We start from the raw sequence: 969 nt of genomic DNA on the forward strand, positions 1-969 counted from the left end.
AAGCCTTTCATGCAACAATCCATTGTTGCACGCGTTTGGTGATGATGGCGGAGGGGAACCACACGTTCCCATCTCGAACACGACCGTTAAGCCCTCCAGCGTCGATGGTACTTGAACCGCAGGGTTCCGGGAGAGTAGAACGTTGCCAAGCGAGCCCACTGCGGTGGGTTTTTATTATGAATACCAAGGGCCCTTAGCTCAGCTGGTTAGAGCGCACCCCTGATAAGGGTGAGGTCGGTGGTTCGAGTCCACTAGGGCCCACCAAATATACCCCAAAAAGTGAAGCGAAGCTTCGAGGATTATTCCGATTACTTTTCGGGGGCCCCAGAACACTGTGGGCAATAAATGAGGGGCCATAGCTCAGCTGGGAGAGCGCCTGCCTTGCAAGCAGGAGGTCAGCGGTTCGATCCCGCTTGGCTCCACCAAAAAACGACTTGAAAAGAGTCGGACAGATGTGATAAGATACGTGTTGCCGCGTTGGGCGTCGGAAGATGTCGAAGAGGCGGTAAGCGAATCGAAAGCTGACGAATCCTTGGGATTCGCAGCGTGTTCCTTGAAAACTAGATAACGAAACAAGAAGTACAAAACGCGTGATTTAACTTAGAAATCCACTCGTCGCTTGTGCAAACAAGTGAGAGATGTGTTCCTAAGTAGTGAGACGTTTGTGCTGTAAACTCCCTGCCAAGCAGTGAGAGTTTGCAAAGCAAACTCCCTATATTAGGTTAAGCTAGAAAGAGCACACGGAGGATGCCTAGGCGCTAGGAGCCGAAGAAGGACGTGGCGAACGACGAAATGCCTCGGGGAGCCGTAAGCAGGCTTCGATCCGGGGATGTCCGAATGGGGGAACCCGGCTGTGGTAATGCGCAGTCACCTTGTAGTGAATACATAGCTGCAATGGAGGCATACCCAGGGAACTGAAACATCTAAGTACCTGGAGGAAAAGAAAACAAAAGTGATTCCGTCAGTAGC

2 tRNA genes and 2 rRNA genes are annotated in these 969 nt (G+C 51.6%); all 4 read left to right on the forward strand.

The features are described from left to right. The first annotated feature begins 34 nt into the window (after positions 1–34). Positions 35–151: ribosomal RNA gene (gene rrf, locus B5M42_RS24975) — 5S ribosomal RNA — on the forward strand. Positions 152–187: 36 nt separating this feature from the next. Continuing rightward, positions 188–264 (forward strand) — tRNA-Ile (locus B5M42_RS24980). An 85-nt stretch (positions 265–349) separates the two neighbouring features. Next, a tRNA-Ala gene (locus B5M42_RS24985) sits at positions 350–425 on the forward strand. Between the two features lie 295 nt (positions 426–720). After that, positions 721–969, forward strand: a 23S ribosomal RNA gene (locus B5M42_RS24990); the annotation flags it as partial.

Source organism: Paenibacillus athensensis, from assembly GCF_004514475.2.
Classification (GTDB): domain Bacteria; phylum Bacillota; class Bacilli; order Paenibacillales; family NBRC-103111; genus Paenibacillus_AL; species Paenibacillus_AL athensensis.